The sequence below is a fragment of the Lentibacillus sp. CBA3610 genome (assembly GCF_013373365.1).
Classification (GTDB): domain Bacteria; phylum Bacillota; class Bacilli; order Bacillales; family Amphibacillaceae; genus Lentibacillus.
In genome coordinates, this window is the sequence record NZ_CP035925.1 from 1,241,907 (window position 1) to 1,258,341 (window position 16,435).

The 16,435-nt window shown below is 44.0% G+C and carries 15 protein-coding genes; 1 reads left to right on the forward strand and 14 read right to left on the reverse strand.

The window, feature by feature from the left end:
* Positions 1–8 precede the first annotated feature (8 nt).
* The 6 genes from Len3610_RS06310 to Len3610_RS06335 form a co-directional block, all read right to left on the reverse strand.
* Positions 9–662 carry a DUF4129 domain-containing protein gene (locus Len3610_RS06310; RefSeq protein WP_176447202.1) on the reverse strand — a complete coding sequence of 218 codons (654 nt, stop codon included), beginning with the start codon at positions 660–662 and terminating at the stop codon, positions 9–11.
* Between the two features lie 30 nt (positions 663–692).
* A complete protein-coding gene (locus Len3610_RS06315) occupies positions 693–1,607 on the reverse strand; it encodes a hypothetical protein (protein WP_176447203.1) in 915 nt (304 codons plus the stop codon).
* A gap of 534 nt (positions 1,608–2,141) precedes the next feature.
* Positions 2,142–3,272, reverse strand: coding sequence for a M20/M25/M40 family metallo-hydrolase (locus Len3610_RS06320; protein WP_176447204.1), 1,131 nt, complete (start codon positions 3,270–3,272; stop codon positions 2,142–2,144).
* Positions 3,273–3,292: 20 nt separating this feature from the next.
* Entirely contained in the window at positions 3,293–4,840 is a 1,548-nt protein-coding gene (locus tag Len3610_RS06325; protein ID WP_176447205.1) for an acyl-CoA carboxylase subunit beta, read from the reverse strand.
* Entirely contained in the window at positions 4,840–5,664 is an 825-nt protein-coding gene (gene mce / locus Len3610_RS06330; RefSeq protein ID WP_176447206.1) for a methylmalonyl-CoA epimerase, read from the reverse strand. Before mce ends, Len3610_RS06325 begins: the two co-directional genes overlap by 1 nt.
* Before the next feature lie 62 nt (positions 5,665–5,726).
* Complete coding sequence (locus tag Len3610_RS06335; protein WP_176447207.1) at positions 5,727–7,379, reverse strand: acyl-CoA mutase large subunit family protein; 1,653 nt, start codon at positions 7,377–7,379, stop codon at positions 5,727–5,729.
* A gap of 109 nt (positions 7,380–7,488) precedes the next feature.
* Between Len3610_RS06335 and prli42 the strand changes: the two genes are divergently transcribed.
* Positions 7,489–7,602, forward strand: coding sequence for a stressosome-associated protein Prli42 (gene prli42, locus Len3610_RS06340; RefSeq protein ID WP_176447208.1), 114 nt, complete (start codon positions 7,489–7,491; stop codon positions 7,600–7,602).
* Positions 7,603–7,632: 30 nt separating this feature from the next.
* On the opposite strand, the gene Len3610_RS06345 is transcribed toward prli42, so the two are convergent.
* The 8 genes from Len3610_RS06345 to Len3610_RS06380 all read right to left on the reverse strand — a co-directional run bounded on the left by Len3610_RS06345 (position 7,633) and on the right by Len3610_RS06380 (position 16,432).
* Positions 7,633–8,622, reverse strand: coding sequence for an aromatic acid exporter family protein (locus Len3610_RS06345; RefSeq protein WP_176447209.1), 990 nt, complete (start codon positions 8,620–8,622; stop codon positions 7,633–7,635).
* Between the two features lie 98 nt (positions 8,623–8,720).
* Positions 8,721–9,152, reverse strand: a complete 432-nt coding sequence (locus Len3610_RS06350; protein ID WP_176447210.1) for a BrxA/BrxB family bacilliredoxin — start codon at positions 9,150–9,152, stop codon at positions 8,721–8,723.
* Positions 9,153–9,464: 312 nt separating this feature from the next.
* Complete coding sequence (locus Len3610_RS06355; RefSeq protein ID WP_176447211.1) at positions 9,465–10,727, reverse strand: dihydrolipoamide acetyltransferase family protein; 1,263 nt, start codon at positions 10,725–10,727, stop codon at positions 9,465–9,467.
* Between the two features lie 25 nt (positions 10,728–10,752).
* Positions 10,753–11,736: an alpha-ketoacid dehydrogenase subunit beta gene (locus tag Len3610_RS06360; RefSeq protein ID WP_176447212.1), complete on the reverse strand. Its 984-nt coding sequence runs from the start codon at positions 11,734–11,736 to the stop codon at positions 10,753–10,755.
* Between the two features lie 14 nt (positions 11,737–11,750).
* Entirely contained in the window at positions 11,751–12,743 is a 993-nt protein-coding gene (locus Len3610_RS06365) for a thiamine pyrophosphate-dependent dehydrogenase E1 component subunit alpha (protein ID WP_176447213.1), read from the reverse strand.
* A 31-nt stretch (positions 12,744–12,774) separates the two neighbouring features.
* Positions 12,775–14,196 carry a dihydrolipoyl dehydrogenase gene (lpdA, locus tag Len3610_RS06370; RefSeq protein ID WP_176447214.1) on the reverse strand — a complete coding sequence of 474 codons (1,422 nt, stop codon included), beginning with the start codon at positions 14,194–14,196 and terminating at the stop codon, positions 12,775–12,777.
* Positions 14,180–15,304, reverse strand: coding sequence for a butyrate kinase (gene buk / locus Len3610_RS06375; RefSeq protein ID WP_176447215.1), 1,125 nt, complete (start codon positions 15,302–15,304; stop codon positions 14,180–14,182). Before buk ends, lpdA begins: the two co-directional genes overlap by 17 nt.
* Positions 15,305–15,337: 33 nt before the next feature.
* Positions 15,338–16,432, reverse strand: a complete 1,095-nt coding sequence (locus Len3610_RS06380) for a Leu/Phe/Val dehydrogenase (protein WP_176449575.1) — start codon at positions 16,430–16,432, stop codon at positions 15,338–15,340.
* Positions 16,433–16,435: the final 3 nt, after the last annotated feature.

Sequence of the window (16,435 nt, forward strand, 5' to 3'; positions counted from 1 at the left end):
GTCCCCCCTTAACCTTCCCCGGAGATTTCCGGCGGTTCATCCTCCAGCAGCCGCATCGCCTCATGCCGATAACGATCATAGTCGTCTTTCACCAGTCGTCGTTCACCATAGACAACTTCATCGAACACTAACGCAAGCTGATAAAATGCGTCTGCGAGTTGACGGTTTACTTGCTGCAGCTCAGCAAAATATTCCCAATTTGTTTTCCAATTCCTCGCCTTAAGCCATTCTCTGTCATGAAAATATAGCAAAAGCGCCAAAAACATATGGCGGGCAGCTTCGTTATAATCTCCGCCTGATTCCTGCTGCCGGACCGCCTGCAAATGATCATTATACGACCAACTCGCCTCATTCATAGACTTTAGTGGCTGGTAGTCGTAAAACGTCCTTCTTTTCCCGGCATGACGGACGCGATAAAAAATAGCAAATCCAATCAGAGCCAGGACAGCAATAATGATGACCACCAAAACCATATCGGCAAAACCACTTGACGGCTCCAATCCGGAAAACAGCTTGGCTAATTGCTCTCCAATCCAGTTTGTCAGACGATCCCACCAGATTTGGAGAAAGTTACGATTTTCCTCATAATAGATTTGATAGTCGTTTTGGTTTAAAATCGTTTGCAGTTCTTCTCTTGCTTTTTCCGCATCAGCGATCAGCATCACCACCCAGCATGACTTTAATCGAATGCATTACGTTTCACTGCCGGCATTTTGATAGTCATCAATCATCTCCTGCAAGTCATCTCCGTCTTTCCGGATCTTTAAATCAAAATAAACAATGGAATAGCCGACCATAAAGATCATGGTTGTGAATAACATAACCAGGTTCACAATGATAGAATATAAGACACTGCTACCCAAGAGTGCTATGAAAACCGATTCAATTGTCACACTGATTGCTAAATAAATCAGGAAAAATATGATAAAAATCCCAAATACTTTCCAGCTGTTTTGACGCGTTAAATGCCAGCTTCTCCCCAGGCCTGGTATATTATTTTCGAATACAGCAGTACCTAAATAAAAACTCCAGCGTATTAGGAAGTAAGCCGTCGTCAAACTAACAGCCAATAAAAGGATAATCAAGATGGCAATACCCAAAATCGGATCTGCAAGAATACTTAGAACACCCATAATCATAATAACAATAGACGGGACGAAAATCATGGTAAAGGAGATAATTCCAAATATTAAACTCCCGCCTAATATAAGCCAAAACTTTGAAAATGCCTGCTTAATCACGCTGCTGACGTTAAAATCCTCATTCTTTTTTAATCGGGAAACAGCAAATAGGATGGCTGCTTGAGCAACAGGTAAGAACACAAACGTTAAAAGCCCTATGCCTATATTGGCCAGGTCCTCTCCCAGTGTCGTATTGGCAGTCGCCTCAAAACTGCTTAACGTTTGATCTAACCAGTTACCGCCACTGACCGCTTCCCTGAAAAAACTGGTCCCGGTTAAGAATAAAATCATTGATTGCAGTAAATAAAGAGGGCCAATAATTATCAGTAAAATCAGGAAAAACTTTGAGAAATACTGTTTACATAACGTAAAAGCAGCATCAAGAATTTCCCCAAACCCTTTTGGTCTGTTTAATTCTTCATTCATGTCAGAGATTCCTCCTCGCTATCAAGTTCTTATTCTATCAGTTATTTTACATGTTTCACACCAGTTTCAGGAAATATTTTCAAAAGGCTCCTGTTGTATATTTTGCTCCTTTAACTCTCGCAGTTGATATAAACTGCGACACAATTAAAAATTTGAGAGCATGACACCGCTCCGGAAATACGCTCCGCTGGTGTTGACTTTCTATACATTGAATGTTCTCTCACTAGGACAGAACACGACACTAAGCTGCGGAAAAATGCGACACTCCTGCGGGAAAGGAACAGTCTGAAGACCCCGCAGCGAGCGGTTTTTGCGAGCGAGGAGGCTGAAGCGTTCCCCGCGGAAAGGGAGTATTTTTCCGCAGCGATGAATCAGCACTCAGGTCCCGGTAGAATGGGATGAAGACTTTTCGATAGTTACGTCGCATTTTATGGATTTTGTGCCATAAAACAATCTTTTAGCAAATAGCTTATAAAAACAAATCGTGCCTGGGCAGATGCCTCCCAAGCACGTGAATTTCGGATCAGACGGTTGTTATGGCCGGTCTGCCGCTTCCTGTACAATAGCTGTGACAAGTTCCGTGATGTTAACAAGTTCATCAACCGGGATCCGTTCATTCGTTGTATGGATTTCTTCATAGCCGACTGCCAGATTGACGGTCGGGATCCCCAGGCCGGAAATAACGTTCGCATCACTGCCCCCACCGCTCTTTTGCAGGTTACTGTCACGGCCGATTGTTTTGGCTGCATTTCGAGCAACTTCCACAACCTCATCATCCGCTGTTTGGGTAAAGCCTGGATACATGATTTGGACATCCACTTCTGCACTGCCGCCATATTCCTCAGCAACCGTTTCAAAGGCTTCCTTCATGTCAGCAACTTGCTTTTCCATTTTTTCCGGGACCAGCGAACGGGCTTCAGCCAGTATATCAACCCGATCCGGGACGATGTTTGTTTGTTTGCCGCCTTCAAACCGGCCAATATTCGCTGTTGTTTCTTCGTCGATCCGGCCAAGCGGCATTTTGGCAATGGCTTTTGCTGCTAACGTGATGGCGGAAACACCCTTCTCAGGTGCAAGACCGGCATGTGCCGTTTTGCCCTTCATAGCTGCAAACAACTTGACCTGAGTCGGTGCTGCAACGATAATGTCGCCGACCGTGCCATTGCTGTCAATCGCATAGCCATATTTAGCATTAATGAGCGACCCATCCAGGGATTTGGCACCCACCAGACCGGATTCTTCACCGACTGTTATCACAAATTGGACATCACCATGCTGGCTATCATTTTCTTTTAATGTACGGATTGTTTCCAAAATGGCTGCAAGGCCCGCTTTATCATCGGCACCCAGAACCGTTGTGCCATCAGATACAATATAGCCATCTTTAATGGATGGTTTAATGCCATTACCGGGTACCACTGTATCCATATGAGAGGTGAAATAAATCAGATCAGCATCTTTTTTGGTGCCCTTTAATGTACAAACCAAATTCCCGGCACCATAGCCTGTTTTTTCCTTGCTGTCATCCTCTTTTACATCCAGGCCCAAATCCGTGAATTTTTTTGTTAATACGTTGGCAATGTCTGCTTCGTGTCCTGTTTCTGAGTCAACTTGAACGAGTTCAAAAAATTCGTCAATTAATCTGTCTTTGTTAATCGCTGGCATCGTCTAATCCTCCTGTATGATTACAATGGTATATTGCCGTGTTTTTTCTTCGGTCGTTCTTCGTCTTTGTCATGCAGCATTTCGAGTCCTTGTATAAGCTTGATTCGCGTTTCTCTCGGGTCAATCACGTCGTCGACCATGCCAAGTCCTGCAGCCACATAAGGGTTGGCAAACTTTTCCCGGTATGTGCTGATCTTTTCCTCGCGGGTCGCTTCCGGGTTCTCACTTTCGGCAATTTCTTTGGCAAAAATAATGTTTGCCGCACCGTCAGGCCCCATCACAGCAATTTCCGCGTTCGGCCAGGCAAATACAAGGTCAGCACCTATTGATTTACTATTAAGTGCAACGTACGCGCCGCCATAGGCTTTCCGTGTAATAACGGTTAATTTGGGGACGGTTGCTTCTGAATAGGCATACAGAATCTTGGCCCCGTGACGAATGATTCCGCCGTGTTCCTGTTTCACACCAGGGAAAAAGCCGGTAACATCTTCAAACGTTATCAGCGGGATGTTAAACGCATCGCAAAACCGGATAAACCTTGATGCCTTATCACTTGAATCAATGTCAAGACCGCCGGCAAGGTATTTGGGCTGATTACAGACAAACCCGACCGTTTCCCCGTTGATACGCGCAAAACCAACAACGATATTTTTGGCAAAGTCTTTATGTATTTCGTAAAAACTTCCCGGATCCACTACTTGCTCGATAACTGACTTAACATCATATGGGCGTGTCGCATTAAAAGGAACAATATCGGTTAAATCAGGACGTGTTTCATCGTTTAATTCAATTGATTTCAATGGCGGCATTTTTTGATTATTGGCCGGCAAATAGTCAACAAGTTCTTTGACGGCATCAAGTGCTTCTTCTTCACTGGCCGCTTTAATATGTGCATTGCCGCTTTTGGCATTATGTACATCTGCACCGCCTAACGCTTCAGAGGAAATTTGCTCTCCTGTTACCGTTTCAATCACTTTTGGTCCGGTTATAAACATTTGCGATGTCTCCTCAACCATGATGACAAAGTCAGTTATGGCCGGTGAATAAACCGCCCCGCCTGCACTCGGACCCATAATGACCGAAATTTGCGGGATAACGCCTGAGTAAATGGCGTTGCGGTAAAATACTTGTCCATACCCGTCCAGAGACGATACACCTTCCTGAATTCTGGCACCACCTGAATCATTCAATCCGATGAACGGTGTGCCTGTTTTGGCAGCAAGATCCATCGCGCTCGCAATCTTTTTGCCGTGCATTTCACCAAGCGCACCGCCATAGACTGTAAAATCCTGGGCAAATAAATAAACAGCCCGTCCATTTATTTTCCCATAACCTGTGACGACACCCTCTCCATTGGCATGCGAATTATTCATGCCAAAATCCGTTTCCCGATGTTCAATAAACGGATTCAACTCAACAAATGATCCATCATCAAGTAAATAATCAATCCGTTCACGTGCTGTCAGTTTCCCTTTGGCATGCTGTTTGTCAATCCGTTCATCGCCGCCGCCAAGCTCAACCTGCCTGCGTTTATCATACAACTCATTAATTTTATCAAAAATATCCATTAGTGCTCACTTCCCTCCGTATGCCGACACAATTCAAACAAAACACCGCCTGCTGCCTTTGGATGAATAAAAGCAACCTGGCTGTTATGGGCACCTTGTTTCGGCTCTTCATTGATTAACGGAATGCCTTCTGATGTCATATTTTGAAGGCGTTCATCAAGTTGTTCTGTCTCAAGAGCAATATGATGAATGCCTTCACCCTTTTTATCCAAAAAGCGCTGAATCGGTGAATCATTGTCCAGCGGCTCCAATAATTCCAGACGGGATTCGCCTATTTTTAGAAAAGCCGTTTTAACCCCTTCCGATTCAACGGTTTCCACACCTTCCAGTTCCAGTCCAAGCGTATCAGTATAAAATGATATCACGTGGTCAATCTGCTGGACCGCAATACCGATGTGGGCTATTTTTTCCGGTGATTTCAATTGTTCCTTTTCCGGATTGACTAATTGCTTGATATATAAAGCAAGTGCTTCAGTTGACGAGCCGCTTGTAAATATTTTCTGAACACCTCTCTCCAGCAAATATGGTATATCTTCAGCAGGGATGACACCCCCGCCAACTACCGGAATATCAGATGCACCCTGTTCTTTCAGGACATTAATGACTTTTGGAAATAATGTTTTGTGTGCACCTGAAAGCGATGATAATCCGATGACATCCACATCCTCCTGAATGGCAGCTTGTACGATTTGGACCGGTGATTGCCGCAGTCCGGTATAAATGACTTCCATTCCATGATCACGCAGAGCCTGTGCAATCACTAAAGCACCACGGTCATGCCCGTCAAGACCGGGTTTTGCGATTAGTACACGTATTTTCCCCATGACGTTTCCCCCTTGTAGAAGACCTTCAAAGTTTATTTATCCATCTTTTGTAACGTACTGATTTACATGCCCGTATATTCACCGAATTCATCACGCAGCACATTACAAATCTCGCCGACAGAGGCATAAACCTTCACAGCATGTAAAATATGCGGTATTAGGTTGGCACCCCGATCTTTTGCCTGTTCGCGCAATCTTGCCAACGCATTGTCAACTTCGTGCTGATCCCTTTCATTGCGGGCTTTTTCCAATAAATCAATTTGTGCTGCCTCAAGTGCTTCATCAACTTTTAATAAATCCGGATTTACTTCTTCATCAAGTTTATATTGATTTAAACCAACAATGATCTCTTCTTCATTTTCAATTTTCTTTTGTGTTTCGTAGGCTGTGCGCTGGATTTCCCGCTGCATGTATCCTTCTTCCACAGCTTTGACAGCTCCGCCGATTTCGTTTATTTGGTCAAGATATTTGTTCACTTCTTCTTCAATCTGATCTGTTAACGATTCGACATAATATGAACCGCCTAATGGATCTGCCGTATCGGCCACACCGCTTTCATTGGCAATGATTTGCTGTGTCCTGAGTGCAATACGGGCGGATTCCTCAGTCGGAAGTGACAACGCTTCATCCCGGGAATTCGTATGCAGACTTTGGGTGCCGCCAAAAACAGCCGCGAGCGCTTGCATTGTCACCCGGACTACATTATTATCAGGCTGCTGAGCGGTCAGTGTCGACCCGCCGGTTTGTGTATGGAACCGTAACTTCCAGCTTTTCGGGTTTTTAGCCTGATAATGGTTTTTCATCGTTTTCGCCCAAATACGTCTGGCAGCCCGGAACTTGGCAACTTCTTCAAGAAAATTGTTATGAGCATTAAAGAAAAAAGCCAGCCTTGGTGCAAACGTATCTATATCAAGACCTGCATCCAGCGCAGCATCAACATAAGCCATACCATTGGCAAGTGTGAACGCTACCTCCTGAACAGCTGTCGAACCTGCTTCACGGATATGATAGCCTGATATGCTAATCGTGTTAAATTTTGGTACGTATTGCTGGCAAAATTCAAATATATTGGTAATTAATCGCATTGAAGGCTTTGGCGGATAAATATATGTACCGCGGGCAATATATTCTTTTAAAATATCATTTTGGATCGTGCCAGTCATTTTCTCGAGTGGCACACCCTGTTTTTCCCCGACAGCAAGATACATGCATAACAGGACAGACGCCGGTGCATTGATTGTCATCGATGTGCTTACCTTATCAAGGGGAATTTGATCAAGCAGTTGCTCCATATCGTGTAAGGAATCGATCGCAACCCCAACTTTACCGACTTCTCCCTCCGCCATGACATCATCGGAATCGTATCCAATTTGTGTCGGGAGATCAAATGCGACTGACAAGCCTGTCTGCCCTTGATCCAGCAAATAGCGGAACCGTTCATTCGTTTCTTTTGCAGACCCGAATCCGGCATACTGGCGCATTGTCCAAAGGCGGCTGCGGTACATAGTCGGCTGGATTCCGCGGGTATAAGGATATTCACCTGGATAGCCGAGTTTTTCCTCATATGTTTCGTCTTCACTGGGATAATATAATCGCTCCACTTCCAAATCCGATGACGTTGTGAACGATTCTTTCCGTTCCGGGAATCGTTCCAGGGTTTTATTGACCGATTTCTCCCAGTTTTCTTTATTAGATTGAAATGTATGATCACTCATAAACAGAACCCCCTGTTTCAAATTACGAATAATGAATTGATGACACTTGTTCAATTCATTAATTAACGATAAAATACAAGTCAGGAAAAGAACTTAAGGAGGATTAAAATTGGCTGCCAGAAATAAGTCCAAACGTGAACGCAGAGTAAAAGTTATCGTCTATATTATGATATTGGCAATGATCCTTTCAACATTGACAATGGGACTTTCAATGTTTATTTAAAGCAAACGTCCACCTGGAAAAAGGCTGGAATTATGTTGTTCCGGTCTTTTTTTTATTTGCTTTTTTCTCCTTAACGTCACTTTTTTTAAACTTTTTCTTCAACAGCAGATAATCCTCTATTTCATGCAGCAGACGGAACAAATTAGCCCGTGTTTCAAATTCTTCAATCGTTTTCGGCAACTCTTCCTGATCAAAGGTGTGACGCAATTCTTCCAATTCATCCAAATACAGACTTGCCGTGTTGCCCGGATGAACGCCATCACCCAGATTCTCAAAAAACTTGGCAATTTTTAATGAAATAGAATCTCTATTCGGCAGCCGGCTCACTAATGGAAGCATTTTCCCGAGCAGTTCCAGCTGTTTACTGCGCATCTTAAAATATTCATAATATGGATGTTCATTTCGTAATAAATGATTTTCCTTATCCAATAATACCAAATCCATGGCATCTTGTAATATATCCTCGCAAATATTCAGTTCTTTTCCATCCCAATTTTCATTTTTATTACGTATGTATAAAGCGATTTCATTTAATATGATTTGGAAATGATGCTCCAGTTCATCCTGCTTCTGCTTTAATTGCTTTTCAAGACTCGGCATATATAAATTAACGAGTAATGCCGTTCCGATACCGATAATAATAATCAGAAACTGCTCTGTTAAAAAAGTATATGAAATATATCCGGCACTGTATAAGTTCAGAATAATAACTGAACTGGTTGCAATCCCTGGTGTCACTTTCAATAAAACCGTTACAGGGATGAAACAAACGAGCATCGCACCAATAACAATGGGATGATACCCGATTAATCCGAAAAAAGTGATTGAAAATAATGCAGCAACAACACAAGCCAAAAAGCGATGCCATGCACTCAGCACTGATCGTTTTCGTGAAGGCTGAATACAAAGAATCGTTAAAATTCCTGCTGAAATAAAATTAGTCAATCCCAAAACCTGTGCAATCGAAATGGAAATCGGGGTTCCGATTGCTGTCTTGATGGTACGGGAGCCAATTTTCACGTCAAATTCTCCTTAGACAGTTATTCGCCAATTCGTTTAACAAAATGAGGCTGACCCGTTTTATTTTGAGACAGCCTCATACGATCGTTTCGTTATGTTTAGACTTCTTCACAATGGTCATCGAACACTTTTTGCAGCTTGCCGACTACATCCATTGGGCTGTAGCCTTCAATCTCAGAGCGTTCAAGCATTGTAACAACCTCGCCGTCTTTCATAAATGCAAATGACGGTGAGGAAGGTGGATAGCCTTCAAAATACTCTCTTGCCTTTTCAGTGGCTTCGCGGTCTTGTCCGGCAAATACAGTGACTAAATGATCCGGACGTTTATCATAATGTATGGCGTTAGCTGCTGCAGGACGTGCAACACCGCCGGCACAGCCACATGTTGAGTTAACCATGACGAGCGTGGAGCCGTCGCGCTTCATTGCTTCGTCAACAGATTCCGGAGTGGTTAACTCCTCGTATCCAGCTTCCCGTACATCTTCACGAGCGGCATTGACGACATCGTTCATGAATACATTAAAATCCATATATGTGTCGATCCCCTTTCAATTATTATTAATGTTTCTTATGATAAGCTTATCAATTTTGTCTGCAGATTTCAATTTAGAAAACTTCTGTATTCGCACTCGGCGGCTGATGTTTCTAAAAACAACAACTCACATTCCTTTTTCCGCGGTTTCGTGTAGTGTTCTGTATAGTGAGAGAACATTCAATGTACAGAAAGTCAACACCAGCGGAGCATATTTCCGGAGCGGTGTCAGTGCTCTCACATTTTTTCACTGTGTCGCAGTTTATATCGACTATGAAGTTGAAGGGTAAAAAGATTACTAAATGGCATTCTAATATATGTTTGTTGTGTCTGCATTGGTGTTTTGGACTATTTCTTTGACCCTGGCTAAAAATTGTCCGACAATCAGTCCGTCCAGTACTCTGTGATCAAGGGACAGACATAGGTTCACCATATCACGCGCAGCAAACATATCATCGATTATAACAGGTCGTTTAACAATCGATTCCACCTGTAATATGGCAGCCTGAGGGTGGTTGATGACACCCATGGACTGGACAGAGCCAAATGATCCGGTGTTGTTAACAGTAAATGTTCCACCTTGCATATCTTCTGATGTCAATTTCCCGGCACGAGCCCGCATCGCCAGATCATTAATTTCCCTGGCAATACCTTTTATACTCTTGTCATCAGCATGTTTAATGACCGGTACAAACAGCTCCTGGTCTTTTGCGACAGCGATGGATAGGTTAATATCTTTATGCTGAATGATTTTATCGCCTGCCCATGTACTGTTCAATTGCGGGAATTCTTTCAGGGCCTGGGCCACAGCTTTTACAAAAAATGGGAAAAACGTGAGACTGTAACCCTCATTTTGTTTAAATTCGTCTTTCACCTGATTGCGATAACGAACTAAATCCGTAACGTCAGCTTCAACAGCCATCCATGCATGCGGTATATCCTGAGTTGATTTGACCATGTTTTGAGCGATTGCTTTCCTGACACCGGTAACCGGAATTTCAATATCACCTGATTGTGCTGATGGTTGTAGCTCAGGTTGCTGCTCGGGCTCTGGTGATTTTGGCTGTTCAGGTGCCGGTGCACTATTCGGTGCAGCGGACTGCGGCTTGTCACCCGAGGCAATCAATTTCTCAAGATCTTTTCGTGTGATTCTGCCGCCTCGACCTGAACCGTTAACCTGCTGCAAATCAATGTCATTTTCCTGTGCCAGCCGCATAACAGCAGGTGAATAGCGTTTTTTCATGGACTGATCGCCGGAAGCTTCCTCTTTTGCTGTCTCTTGCTTTTCTTCAGTCACTTCAGCCGAACCGGATTCATCACCGGACGCACTTCCTTCTATATCGATATAGCACATGAGCTCACCAACCTGAACGGTATCGCCTTCCTGTGCGACAAGTTCCTGAATAACACCTGTAAAGGATGACGGAACTTCAGCATTAACTTTATCCGTCATGACTTCTGCAATCGGATCGTATTTATTGACTTTATCTCCTGTCTTCACCAGCCAGGAACTGATTGTGCCTTCTGTGACACTTTCACCCAGCTGTGGCATGTTAATCTTTTCGGTTGCCAACTTCAAATCCCTCCCTCATCTGAGTTTAAAATTCAGCCAGTTCACGAATGGCATGTTCAACTTTGTCAGGGTTCATCATAAAATACTTTTCCATTGTTGGTGAAAATGGCATGGCAGGTATATCAGGTCCTGCAAGCCGCTGAATCGGCGCATCCAAATCAAACAGGCAATTTTCTGCGATAACGGCTGACACCTCGCCAATAATACTGCCTTCTTTATTATCTTCAGTTATTAACAGGACTTTTCCGGTTTTCTGAGCTGCTTCGATAATTGCTTCCTGATCCAGCGGGTAAACGGTGCGCAAATCAAGAATATGTGTGTCAATGCCCTCTTCTTCAAGCTTCTCGGCAGCCTGAAGCACAAAATGGACGGACAAGCCATACGTTATAACCGTGACATCAGAACCTTCCCGTTTCACATCTGCCTTGCCGATTGGCAGGACATAATCATCTTCCGGAACATCACTTTTCAACAGACGATATGCCCGTTTGTGCTCAAAAAACAGGACCGGATCATTGTCACGAATAGAAGCTTTCAAAAGTCCTTTTGCATCATACGGTGTTGATGGCATGACAATCTTCAATCCCGGCTGGTTGGCAAAAACACTTTCAACTGACTGTGAGTGATACAGCGCTCCGTGTACGCCACCGCCATAGGGCGCCCGAATTGTCATTGGGACGTTCCAATCATTATTGGAACGATAACGCATTTTAGCTGCTTCAGATATAATCTGATTGACTGCGGGCATGATGAAGTCGGCAAACTGCATTTCGGCAACAGGCCGCATACCGTACATGGCGGCACCAATACCGACACCTGCAATGGCAGATTCGGCAAGCGGTGTATCAAGCACACGGTATTCGCCAAACGACTCATGAAGACCTTTAGTGGCACCGAATACACCACCTTTCTTACCAACATCTTCCCCTAGTACAAATACCTTTTCATCACGTTGCATCTCTTCCCGTAAAGCAGCCGTAACTGCCTGAATATACGACATTACTGGCATAACATATTTCCCCCCTACTCTTCGTAAACGTATTTAAGTGCAGATTCCGGTTCAGGATAAGCAGCATTTTCAGCATAGTCAGTCGCCTCGTTAACAGTCGCATCGATGTCAGTGCGGATTTCTTCTTCCATGTCATCTGTCAGAATACCGGATTCTTGTAAATAAGCGGCGTATGAAATAATCGCATCTTTTTTCTTTGCGTCCTCCACTTCAGCACTTTCACGATATTGACGATCGTCATCATCACTTGAATGTGCCGTAAACCGGTAAGACAGAGCTTCTATCAACGTTGGACCTTCACCGTTCATGGCGCGTTCCCTGGCATGTTTAACTTCCTCATAAACCGCCAATGGATCATTGCCATCAACAGTCACACCCGGCATGCCATAACTTTGTGCACGATCGGAAACGTTCGAACTGGCAACTTGCTTTTCCAGTGGAACTGAGATCGCATATTTATTATTTTCAACCATTGTGATGACAGGCAACTTATGAACACCTGCGAAATTCAGTCCTTCATGGAAGTCACCTTGATTGGAAGATCCTTCTCCAAGCGTTACAAAGGAAGCGAAATTTTTCTTTTCCATCCTGGCTGCCAGTGCAACACCGACTGCATGAGGCAGCTGGGTCGTCACCGGTGAGGACTGGCTTAAAATCCGGTTTTTCTTTTGTCCGAAATGACTTGGCATTTGTCTGCCGCCGGAGTTGGGATCTTCCGCTTTGGCAAATGCCGACAGCATTAATTCTTTTGCCGTCATGCCAAATGCCAGAACGACACCCATATCCCGATAGTATGGTGCAACATAATCTTCATTCCGATCGAGTGCAAATGAAGCTCCCACCTGTGAAGCCTCCTGCCCCTGACACGAAATAACAAACGGAATTTTGCCGGCACGATTCAACAGCCACATCCGTTCGTCAATTTTACGGGCTAAAAGCATATGTTTGTAAATATCCACTGCCTGTTCATCCGTTAAACCTAATGATTGATGGCGATTTTTTGCCATTTGCTTTACCTCCCTCAAAATGTATTATGGCTCATCCGTGGATCTGATTGCCTTCTACGGCCAGTGCCGCCTCACCCATCACTTCCGAAAGTGTCGGGTGCGGATGAACACTATGTGCTATTTCCCATGGCGCTGCATCCAGCACTTTCGCCAGACCAGCTTCCGATATCATATCTGTAACATGCGGTCCGACCATATGAATACCAAGTAAATCTTCCGTCTGTTTATCTGCAATGATTTTGACAAATCCCTCTGGTTCACCTTGGACTAATGCTTTCCCGATTGCCTTGAACGGAAACTTGCCGATTTTAACGTCAAACCCTTGATCCGCGGCCTGTTTTTCAGTCAAGCCGACACTTGCAGCTTCCGGATTGGAATAAATACATGAAGGAATACTGTTATAGTCAAGGGGAAGCGGATTATTACCAGTCATATGTTCAACAGCAACAATGCCTTCGTGGGACGCAACATGTGCCAGCTGCATGCCGCCAATCACATCCCCAATTGCATAGATATGTGATTCTTTCGTCTGGTAAAATTCGTTTGTTTGAATAACGCCTCGGTCAACCATGATATCCGTGTTTTGCAGACCAATGTTGGATGTGTTCGCTTCACGGCCGACGGAAACGAGCATTCTATCAGCTGTAAATGTTTCATTAGAACCGTCTATTTCTGCCTCTACCGATATACGATTTTCTTTTTGCAGTGTTTCAGGCAGTACTTGAGCCCCTTTGACGAATCGAACGCCTTTTTTCTTCAGTAACGTTTCAACTTCCTTAGCGACCGCCTCATCTTCTGTCGGTAAAATATGTTCCAGGTATTCCATGACGGTCACCTCAACTCCGAAATCTGCAAGCATCGAAGCCCATTCGACACCGATGACACCGCCGCCGACAATGATAATGGACGATGGTAATTGTTCCATATGCAGTGCTTCATCAGAACTCATGACCAACTTTCCGTCAATTTCCAGACCTGGAAGTGACTTCGGTTTGGACCCGGTAGCAATCAAGACATTCTTTGGAACAATCATGGTATTTTCATCACCATTTGAATGTTCAATCGATATGGTACCTGGCATCGGAGAGAAGATGCTTGGTCCCAGTATCCGGCCAAATCCTTCAAACACATCAATCTTCCCTTTTTTCATAAGGCCTTGCACACCTTGGTGAAGTGTTTTGATGATGCGATTTTTTCGTTCTTGCACTTTTGGAAAATTCAATGTTATATCGTTCGTATCGATTCCATATTCACTTGCTTCCTTTGTTTGTTTAAAAACCTCAGCACTTCGGAGCAGGGATTTGGATGGTATACAGCCGCGGTGCAAACATGTCCCGCCAAGCTCACTTTTTTCAACAACGGCAACCTGCATACCAAGCTGTGATGCACGAATAGCTGCTACATAGCCACCCGTCCCTCCTCCAAGAACAACTAAATCATATTCTTTCGCCATTAAATGCACGCTCCTCTCTGCTTAAACTGGAAGGGTAAATTTTTGCCGATTCATTACCCCGCAATACACGTAATGCCCCTTCATTCAGCGCCTGTAATTCATCTTCACCGGGGTATATGAGCGTATCAGCAATCCAATCAATCCGATCTGTTATCAATTGGACAAACTTTTTCCCGTATGCCAGGCCTCCTGTCAGGATAATGGCATCAACGTCCCCTTTTAGCACAGTGCCCATTGCTCCGATTTCTTTGGCAATCTGATAGGCCATCGCATCATAAATAAGGGACGCATACGCGTCGCCATCAGCAATCCGATGCTCAACTTCCACAGCATCATTCGTATGCAGGTACGCTGTCAGGCCGCCTTGTCCGACCAGCTTTTTCATGATTTCATCCCGGTAATACTGTCCTGAAAAACACATGGAAACTAAATCACCAACAGGGGTAGTCCCGGCGCGTTCAGGGGAAAATGGGCCGTCTCCGTGCAGCCCATTATTAACATCAATGACTCTTCCGTATTTATGTGCGCCGATTGTGATTCCGCCGCCCATATGCGTTACAATTAAATTGAGATTTGTATAATCTTTCCCCATTTCTTTTGCAGCCTTCCTCGCAGCAGCTTTTTGGTTCAGGGCATGAAAAATACTTTTCCTCGGAATTTCAGGAACACCGGATATCCTCGCAACTTCACTTAGTTCATCCACTACGACAGGATCGACAATAAAAGACGGTATATTTAACCCTTCAGCTATTTCATGTGCGATCATCGCACCCAAATTTGAAGCATGCTCACCGTTATGACTCATTTTCAGATCCTGCAGCATCGTTTCATTCACTTGATATGTCCCGCCTTCAATCGGGTGCAGGAGACCACCACGGGCACAAACCGCATTCAATTTCGAAATGTTAATGCCTTCATAGTCCAACTGTTCCAGTAATACACGTCTTCGGAACGCATATTGATCAATAATACGTTGGAATTGTGAAAGTTCTTCTGTGTCATGACGTATCGTTTTTTCAAAAATACAGTTTTCATCATCGAAAACACCGATTTTTGTTGAGGTTGAGCCTGGATTAATAACTAAGACCCGCAATGATTGCTGTGACAAAACAATTTACCTCCGTAACTTTTTAAACACACATTATCGTCTGCTGAGTGTATGATGAGAATTTAATAAAAATTGACTGCGTGATGCCTGCAACGATCGAATCCGTTCTTCTGCCATACGGTCAGCAGCAGCATATGTTGGTATTTGATCGCGTCTGGAAATTTCAAATACTTGCATTAAGTTATCATAAATGGTTTCCACTTTCTTCATAGCTCGTTTTTCATTATAGCCGTTCAGTTCATCTGCTACATTGATCACGCCGCCGGAATTAATAACATAATCCGGTGCATAAACAATACCCATCTCATAAATCATATCCCCATGTTCCGTCGTTTTAAGCTGGTTATTTGCTGATCCGGCAATAACCTTTGCTTTTAATTGCGTAATCGTTTCATCATTTATCGTTGCCCCAAGCGCGCATGGGGCATAGATATCGCAATCGACGCTGTAGATTTCATCCGGTTCGACTGCCCTGGCTCCAAAAGCATCTACCGCACGTTTGACAGCTTCTTTATTAATATCCGTGACGATTATGTCGGCACCTTCTTTATTTAAATGCTCACACAATGTGTAAGCCACATTGCCGACACCTTGTACTGCAACAGTCTTTCCTTCCAGTGAATCATCCCCGAACGCTTCCATCGCAGCAGCTTTCATCCCTTTATAAATACCATAGCCGGTAACTGGTGATGGATTGCCTGAAGAACCGGATTCAGGAGAGGTTCCCGTCACAAAGTCGGTTTCCATATGAATCAGGTCCATATCATGAACTGTTGTACCCACATCCTCTGCTGTAATGTACCGCCCATTCAGGCTTTGGATATATCTTCCAAAAGCCCGGAACATTTCCTGGTTTTTATCTTGTTTTGGGTCACCGATTATGACTGCTTTTCCTCCGCCGAGATTCAAACCTGCTGCTGCATTTTTATAGGTCATGCCTTTTGCAAGCCGTAAAGCATCTTCTATCGCGTCTGCTTCAGTATCATATGTCCACATTCTTGTTCCGCCCAGCGCCGGTCCAATTGTTGTATCATGAATAGCAATAATCGCTTTTAACCCGGAGTTTTTATCCTGACAAAACACCAATTGCTCATAATCATAAGTTTCCATATAGTCAAATATTTCCATCAT

What these genes read in the sequence shown, in the direction of transcription:
- Len3610_RS06335 (WP_176447207.1), bottom strand. Translation starts at nt 7,379, where the DNA reads ATGAGTGATCATACATTTCAATCTAATAAAGAAAACTGGGAGAAATCG.
- Len3610_RS06320 (WP_176447204.1), bottom strand. Translation starts at nt 3,272, where the DNA reads ATGCCAGCGATTAACAAAGACAGATTAATTGACGAATTTTTTGAACTC.
- lpdA (WP_176447214.1), bottom strand. Translation starts at nt 14,196, where the DNA reads ATGGCGAAAGAATATGATTTAGTTGTTCTTGGAGGAGGGACGGGTGGC.
- mce (WP_176447206.1), bottom strand. Translation starts at nt 5,664, where the DNA reads ATGGGGAAAATACGTGTACTAATCGCAAAACCCGGTCTTGACGGGCAT.
- Len3610_RS06315 (WP_176447203.1), bottom strand. Translation starts at nt 1,607, where the DNA reads ATGAATGAAGAATTAAACAGACCAAAAGGGTTTGGGGAAATTCTTGAT.
- Len3610_RS06365 (WP_176447213.1), bottom strand. Translation starts at nt 12,743, where the DNA reads ATGGCAAAAAATCGCCATCAATCATTAGGTTTAACGGATGAACAGGCA.
- Len3610_RS06360 (WP_176447212.1), bottom strand. Translation starts at nt 11,736, where the DNA reads ATGCCAGTAATGTCGTATATTCAGGCAGTTACGGCTGCTTTACGGGAA.
- Len3610_RS06310 (WP_176447202.1), bottom strand. Translation starts at nt 662, where the DNA reads ATGCTGATCGCTGATGCGGAAAAAGCAAGAGAAGAACTGCAAACGATT.
- Len3610_RS06380 (WP_176449575.1), bottom strand. Translation starts at nt 16,432, where the DNA reads ATGGAAATATTTGACTATATGGAAACTTATGATTATGAGCAATTGGTG.
- Len3610_RS06325 (WP_176447205.1), bottom strand. Translation starts at nt 4,840, where the DNA reads ATGGATATTTTTGATAAAATTAATGAGTTGTATGATAAACGCAGGCAG.
- Len3610_RS06350 (WP_176447210.1), bottom strand. Translation starts at nt 9,152, where the DNA reads ATGGATTTTAATGTATTCATGAACGATGTCGTCAATGCCGCTCGTGAA.